The sequence below is a fragment of the Roseateles sp. genome, from assembly GCF_031397715.1.
Taxonomy (GTDB): domain Bacteria; phylum Pseudomonadota; class Gammaproteobacteria; order Burkholderiales; family Burkholderiaceae_C; genus Paucibacter_A.
The window spans coordinates 1-6,030 of the sequence record NZ_JANNMI010000081.1 but is presented as its reverse complement, the minus strand read 5'-3'; the positions used below and the strand labels follow the sequence as shown (position 1 = coordinate 6,030).

Below are 6,030 nucleotides of genomic sequence, written 5' to 3'. Positions count from 1 at the left end.
CCGCCGCGCAGGCCTGCAGCAGCACCTGCCGCAGGCTCGAAACAAAGGCCGACCGGCCTTCGAATTTGGCCGCCTGCAAGGCCTCCATCAGCCCTGCTCCGCCTCGTTTCGAGCCCATCCATCTTCCACCCACTGGGCCAGCAGCTCACGCGCACCTTCGGAGAGCCGGGCGACTTGCTTGCGGGTCAACACCTTGCTGTCGGCCAAGGCGCGCATCAGCGTCGCATCGCGGCCGCTGGCGCGGAAGGACTCGCCGTTAATAAAAACATGGGCCTTGTCATACATCATGCGGCTGCGCCTATCCAGACTAACCCCCTGATCCGGCTGATATTCGGCACCGGCCTCGAACCAAACCCGCGGCTTCGGTTCGGTCAAGGCCTCGCCCAAGGCCCGCTCCAAGGCACGCGGCTCGCGCAGCGCTCGCTCGGCGGCGTCGCGGGCAAAAGCCAACAATTGATCGGGCACCAAGCCCGGCGTGGTGGTCGCTTCCTGCTTGGGGTCGGCATACATGCGGTTGGCGTAACCCTGATCTTCATCGTCCATCAGTCGGCTGAGCAAGTCCTTGGCCAGCTCGGCCCGCCAAGGCGTGCGAAAACCAACCGAACAAGTCATGCACTCGCCCACCGCCACGCCGTCATGGGCCCAGCCGGGCGGCAGATACAACATGTCACCGGCGTCGAGCACGAATTCCTGCTCGGGCTCGAAATTCTTGATGATCTTCAGCGGCACGTCGTCGCGCAGCTCCGCGTTCGGCTGGCGGCCGATGCGCCAGCGGCGCTGGCCCTGCACCTGAATCAAAAACACATCATAGGAATCGAAATGGGGCCCGACGCCGCCGCCATCCGTTGCGTAGGAAATCATCAGATCATCGAGTCGCGCCTCGGGCACAAAGCGAAACTGATTCAACAAGTCGGACGCGGCCGGCAGATGCTGCTCCAGGCCCTGAATCAGCAGCGTCCAGCCGGGTTTAGAGAACGGCGGTAGCTTGGCCACCGGGCCGGGATAGAGCGCCCAGCGGTTCTCGAATGCGCTGACCAAGCGCGACTCGACGTCCTCGCTGGCGGCCAGGCGGGCCAGCTCGGTGCGGCTCAGCGGGGATTTGATGCCGGGCAGCGCTTGGCGCACCAGCAGCGGTTTTTTCTGCCAGTGACGGCGCATGAATTGCGTGGGCGAGAGGCCGGCCAGCAGCGGCAATGGAGTTTCAATGTTCATGGGGGCGATTGTGCTTGCTGCGGCGTCGCGAGGGCTGTGAAACAATATCGGCATGAAAATTTCTGCCCCCTGCATCGTCTCCCTGCGCTGGAGACTCGAAGACGCCCAAGGTCAGCTGATTGACGAGTTGGAAGAGCCCCTGGACTTTTTCTATGGCGGTGACGACTTGTTCGCCAAGGTCGAAGAGGAACTCGCGGGCCAAGCAGCCGGCTTCGAGGCCAGCATTGCGCTGGAGCCCGAGCACGCGTTCGGTGAATATGACTCCGCCCTGGTGTGCTTCGAAGCACGCAGCTTGTTCCCCGACGGCGTCGACGCCGGCATGCAGATCGAAGGCCTGCCCGAGGGTGCCGTGACCGAGGGCATGCCCACCGCCATCTACACCGTCACCGACATCTACCCCGAGCATGTGGTGCTGGACGGCAACCACCCGCTGGCCGGCGTCGGCCTGCGCATGCACGTCAAGGTGTTGGACGTGCGCGAGGCCAGCGAAGCAGAAATCGAAGCCGGCAGCCTCGGCGAGGCGGTGTTCCAAGTCAGTCATGGTGCGCCACCTGACGCCCAATTGCATTGACCACTGCTTGCTGCCCGCCCCAATGACCGAGCCCACGGCGTACTCGGTCTCCAGCGTCTACCAGCAACTCGAGCAAGCCCTGCGCGAGCAAGCCCTGCGCGAGCGCGAGGTGATTCTCGAGACCGCCGGGGTCGGCATCGTCTTTGTCAAGCAAAGGCGGATCCTGCGCTGCAACCAGCGCTTTGCCGAGATCTTTGGTCAGACCCGCGCGGAGGATATGCAGGGCTTCGCCAGCATTGATCTTTATCCTGATGAGGCCGCATTCAAGCTGCTCGGTGCCGAAGCCTACCCGGTGCTGGCCAGCGGCCAGCGTTTCAAGACCGAGCGGCTGATGAAGCGCCGGGACGGCACGCTGTTCTGGTGCAGCCTGACCGGGCGCTTGATCAACCCGGCGGACGCATTCGAGGGCTCGATCTGGATCGTCGACGACATCAGCGAGCAAAAAATCGCCGAGGCCAAACTGTTGTCCGTCACCACCGGCCAGCGCCTGATCCTGGACCATGCGATGGTCGGCATCGTGTTCTTGCGCGACCGCCATATGACCCAGTGCAATCGCAGCTTTGAGGAGTTACTCGGTTACGCCCCGGGTGAGCTGGACGGCAGCTCCTCACGCCAATGGTATTTGAGCGACGAGGCCTGGGATGAGGCCGGCCGGCTGTGCTACGCGCCGTTTACCGCCGGCCTTGCCTTTCAAGGCGAACTGCTGCTGCGCAAAAAGGACGGCACGCCGATCTTCTGCGAGGTACGCAGCAAGGCGATTGATGCCAGCAATCTGGGCCTGGGCTCGATCTGGATCACCATGGACATCAGCGCCCGCAAGAACGCCGAAGCCGCCCTCGTCAAAGCCAAGCAGCAGCTCGAACACATGGTGGCGCAGCGCACCGAGCAGCTCAATGCCTCGGTGCAGGCGCTGCAGCAAAAAGTGCGGGAGCAGCAAGCATCCGAGGCACGCATCCAGCAACTTGCCCACTTTGATGCGCTGACCGGCCTGCCCAACCGCGCGCTGCTGAATGACCGCAGCAACCAGGCGATCGACATCGCCAAGCGCCGCGGTGACACCTTGGCCCTGCTGTTCCTCGACCTGGACCATTTCAAAAACGTCAACGACTCGCTCGGCCACCGCTTTGGTGACGAACTGCTCAAGGAGCTGGCGCGCCGGCTCAAGTTGGCGGTGCGCGAACAAGACACGGTCTCGCGCCTGGGCGGCGACGAATTCATCCTGGTGCTGCCCGGCGCCGATGCGGCCGGCGCCGCCCATGTGGCGGCCAAGGTGATGGAGTTGGCCACACAGGCCTTTCTGATTGAGCAGCATGAAATCACGGTGACGCCTTCGGTCGGCGTGGCGCTGTATCCGCTCGACGGGCTGGACTTTGACGCGCTGTGCCGCTGTGCCGACGTGGCCATGTACCGCGCTAAGCAGGACGGACGCAACGGCTTTCGTTTTTTCACCGCCGAGATGCAGGCCGAAGCGGCCCGTGCCCTGCTGCTGGAGAACGCCTTGCGGCGGGCGCTGGAACGCGCGCAGCTGAGCCTGCACTATCAGCCGCAAATCTGCATCGCCAGCGGCCGGGTGATTGGCGCCGAGGCCTTGCTGCGCTGGCAGCACCCCGATTTGGGTTCGGTCAGCCCGGCCGAATTCATCCCGATTGCCGAGGCCAGCGGGCTGATTCTCCAGATCAGCGAATGGGTCATGCGCACGGCTTGCTGTCAACTCAAAGACTGGATGGCGGCTGGCATGGCCGAACTGATCATGGCGGTCAATCTGTCCTCGGTGCAGTTCCGCCGCGCCGACCTGCCGGCCCTGATCAGCCGCATCCTGGACGACTGCGAACTGCCGCCGGCGCTGCTGGAGCTGGAGCTGACCGAGGGGGTAGCGATGAACAATCCGCTCGGCGCCATCGCGGTGATGAATGATCTGCATGACCGGGGCGTGCGCATGTCGATCGACGACTTTGGCACCGGCTACTCGTCGCTCAGCTATTTGAAGAAGTTCCGCGTCTACAAACTCAAGATTGACCAGCAGTTTGTGCGTGACCTCAGCAACGACCCGGAAGACCGTGCCATCGTCAGCGCCATCATCAGCATGGCCAAAAGCCTCGGGCTGCAGACGATCGCCGAGGGCGTGGAAACGCAAGGCCAGCTGGACTTTCTGCGCGCGCAGGGCTGCAATGAAGTACAGGGTTACTTGTTTGCCAAGCCGATGCCGGCCGAGGCGTTCAGCAGTTTCGTGCGGGAGCGGGATGGTTCGGCGAGTGGGTTTATGACTGGCGTTTGAGTCGAATTTGGCGCGATCTGGTTGGCTGCAATGTGCCCATCGCTGTCACTCATCGCGCGAGATCGCCCGACGCTGGAAGGCTGTCTGCCGTCGCTGAGTTTTAGCGGGCCAGCGCCCGCTGCCTTCACCACCGGTCAATGGATCGTTCGAGGGCTGAGTGGCCGGTGCACCTCCAGGACCTGCCCCTCAGCAGAATTTGAGCTGCGGACGGTCGAGGCCCAACGCGGCGCAGGTCAGCGGCAGCTCGCGCGAACAGCGAACTGGCGGTAGCCGCACCGGGGTGCGCCCGTGACCTTCGAGCTGATCGCTGGGTACGGCAGCGCACAGACGCCGACGTTGTGCCCGCCCAAGCTGGGCATATGAACATCACCACAATGCTTCCCGCCGCATGCCTGCTCTTCGCCGTGTCGTCATGGGCAGAGGTTCCGCTTACAGCCCCCAAGCCGAAGCCGCTCGTGCCCGCCATCGATCCGACGAAGAAGGAAGTGCCTATCGGGCGTGTCGTTACCGGGAAGATGGACTTCCAGCTCAGCCTCGAGGGTTCGGAGGCGATGTGGATGTCCATGGGCACACCGCCCGCCTGGGGCGCCCATGCTCCGCAGGCCGCCGAGCGTTTCCACGTCGAACTCAAACTCACCGATCCGCGGTCCAAGACGCGCATCCCATATGCGAATGTGTCGTTCAACGCGACCAATGTGGATACAGGCAAGACGATGACCTTGCTGCTGCCGCCGATGTGGGGCAGCAGCGGGCTGCACTACTCGGCGAACAGTGCCTTGCTAGGCGATGGAACCTATGCAGTGACGACAACGGTCGATGTGCCGACCTTTCAGCGTGAGCTCAAGGACAAGGATCTCTGGTCCACGCCGGTGAGCGCGAGATTTCACTTCAAGTTGACAGACGGCAAGGTGACAGAAGTCTCGACCCCGAATCGTTGAGAAGCGGCTGTTCGTCAACACGAACTCAGAGACTGAGAAATTTTGTAGCGAGCGGCCGTCAGGCTAGGCGGACGGAGCACAGAAACCGCAACGTACTCCATGTACGTGAGGATTTCGAGCATCCGGCCAACGACGCATGGCGGCCGCGCAGTAAAAAGTTCTCTGGCTCGCAGTGCTGGCCGACCTGACTGCGGCGCAACGCGCCGATGAAGTCGCCTAGCGGCCAGTCAACACAGGCTCGAATTTATCAGGCGCGCAAAGGAGTTCGGCAATGAGAAATACGACACCTCGCGCGCCCCTGAGTGCGGCCGTATTCATTCTGGCAACGATCCTTGTGACCGCGGTCGTGGCTGAGCCAGCTGCAGGGTCCGCCGCGTTGCCGCAGCGCATCAGTGCCCCTGAACTCAAACGCATGTTGATGGATCTCCCTGGCACGTTTGAAATCGTGGACATACGCCCGCCGGCCCCCTATGCCGATTTCAGCCTGCCCGGGTCGGCCAACGTGCGCATCGCCGATGTCATCGCCAACCCGTCCTATCGCAACGGCAACGTCCCATTGGTCATCGTCGATCGCGACGGCTCGCTGGCCATGGCTGTAGGTGGCATCCTCTCACAAGGTACCCGGCGGTCGATCAGGGTGCTGCATGGCGGACTGGAAGCCTACTGGAACGATACCGCGGCGCTACTGCCGTCAGACCTAGCCCCCGCTCCAGCACCAGTTCAAGCTCCAGCGGCAAAAGCTCCGACTGCCGCGAAGGCGGCGGTCGCGGCGCCGGCCGCCCGTTCGACACCGACGAAGTCGAGCGCGGGCTGCTGATCATGACGACTGCAAGCGACGATCGTCGTGGCCAGCCGGCGCCCTACGGGAATCCCTACCTCGTGGGGGTTCTGCTTGGGCTGGTGCTCTTGGCCTCGTTCGTCATTCTTGGCGCCGGGCTCGGCGCGTCGGGCGGCATCGCGCGCTTCGGGGCGGCACTCTCCGCCTTCGTTGCGCCGGCGCACACGCTGGGCAGCGCGTATTTCGGCAAATGGGG

5 protein-coding genes and 1 pseudogene are annotated in these 6,030 nt (G+C 63.5%); 5 read left to right on the top strand and 1 reads right to left on the bottom strand.

Features of this window, described 5'->3' with window-relative positions:
• Window positions 1-87: 87 nt before the first annotated feature.
• Window positions 88-1,212, bottom strand: a complete 1,125-nt coding sequence (locus RMO57_RS03595; RefSeq protein ID WP_310384302.1) for a JmjC domain-containing protein — start codon at window positions 1,210-1,212, stop codon at window positions 88-90.
• Between the two features lie 52 nt (window positions 1,213-1,264).
• Between RMO57_RS03595 and RMO57_RS03590 the strand changes: the two genes are divergently transcribed.
• The 5 genes and pseudogenes from RMO57_RS03590 to RMO57_RS03570 form a co-directional block, all read left to right on the top strand.
• A complete protein-coding gene (locus tag RMO57_RS03590; protein WP_310384299.1) occupies window positions 1,265-1,783 on the top strand; it encodes a peptidylprolyl isomerase in 519 nt (172 codons plus the stop codon).
• A 22-nt stretch (window positions 1,784-1,805) separates the two neighbouring features.
• The gene (locus RMO57_RS03585) at window positions 1,806-4,058 is read left to right on the top strand and encodes an EAL domain-containing protein (protein WP_310384297.1); all 2,253 of its coding nucleotides are present in this window, start codon (window positions 1,806-1,808) and stop codon (window positions 4,056-4,058) included.
• 359 nt (window positions 4,059-4,417) lie between these two features.
• The gene (locus RMO57_RS03580; RefSeq protein WP_310384295.1) at window positions 4,418-4,996 is read left to right on the top strand and encodes an iron transporter; all 579 of its coding nucleotides are present in this window, start codon (window positions 4,418-4,420) and stop codon (window positions 4,994-4,996) included.
• Between the two features lie 271 nt (window positions 4,997-5,267).
• Window positions 5,268-5,813, top strand: a complete 546-nt coding sequence (locus tag RMO57_RS03575) for a rhodanese-like domain-containing protein (protein WP_310384294.1) — start codon at window positions 5,268-5,270, stop codon at window positions 5,811-5,813.
• A gap of 2 nt (window positions 5,814-5,815) precedes the next feature.
• Window positions 5,816-6,030, top strand: a pseudogene (locus tag RMO57_RS03570) (hypothetical protein); the annotation flags it as partial.

Bases quoted from the DNA above. Each gene is read 5' to 3' on its own strand.
- RMO57_RS03575 (WP_310384294.1), top strand. From the start codon at position 5,268: ATGAGAAATACGACACCTCGCGCGCCCCTGAGTGCGGCCGTATTCATT.
- RMO57_RS03580 (WP_310384295.1), top strand. From the start codon at position 4,418: ATGAACATCACCACAATGCTTCCCGCCGCATGCCTGCTCTTCGCCGTG.
- RMO57_RS03590 (WP_310384299.1), top strand. From the start codon at position 1,265: ATGAAAATTTCTGCCCCCTGCATCGTCTCCCTGCGCTGGAGACTCGAA.
- RMO57_RS03585 (WP_310384297.1), top strand. From the start codon at position 1,806: ATGACCGAGCCCACGGCGTACTCGGTCTCCAGCGTCTACCAGCAACTC.
- RMO57_RS03595 (WP_310384302.1), bottom strand. From the start codon at position 1,212: ATGAACATTGAAACTCCATTGCCGCTGCTGGCCGGCCTCTCGCCCACG.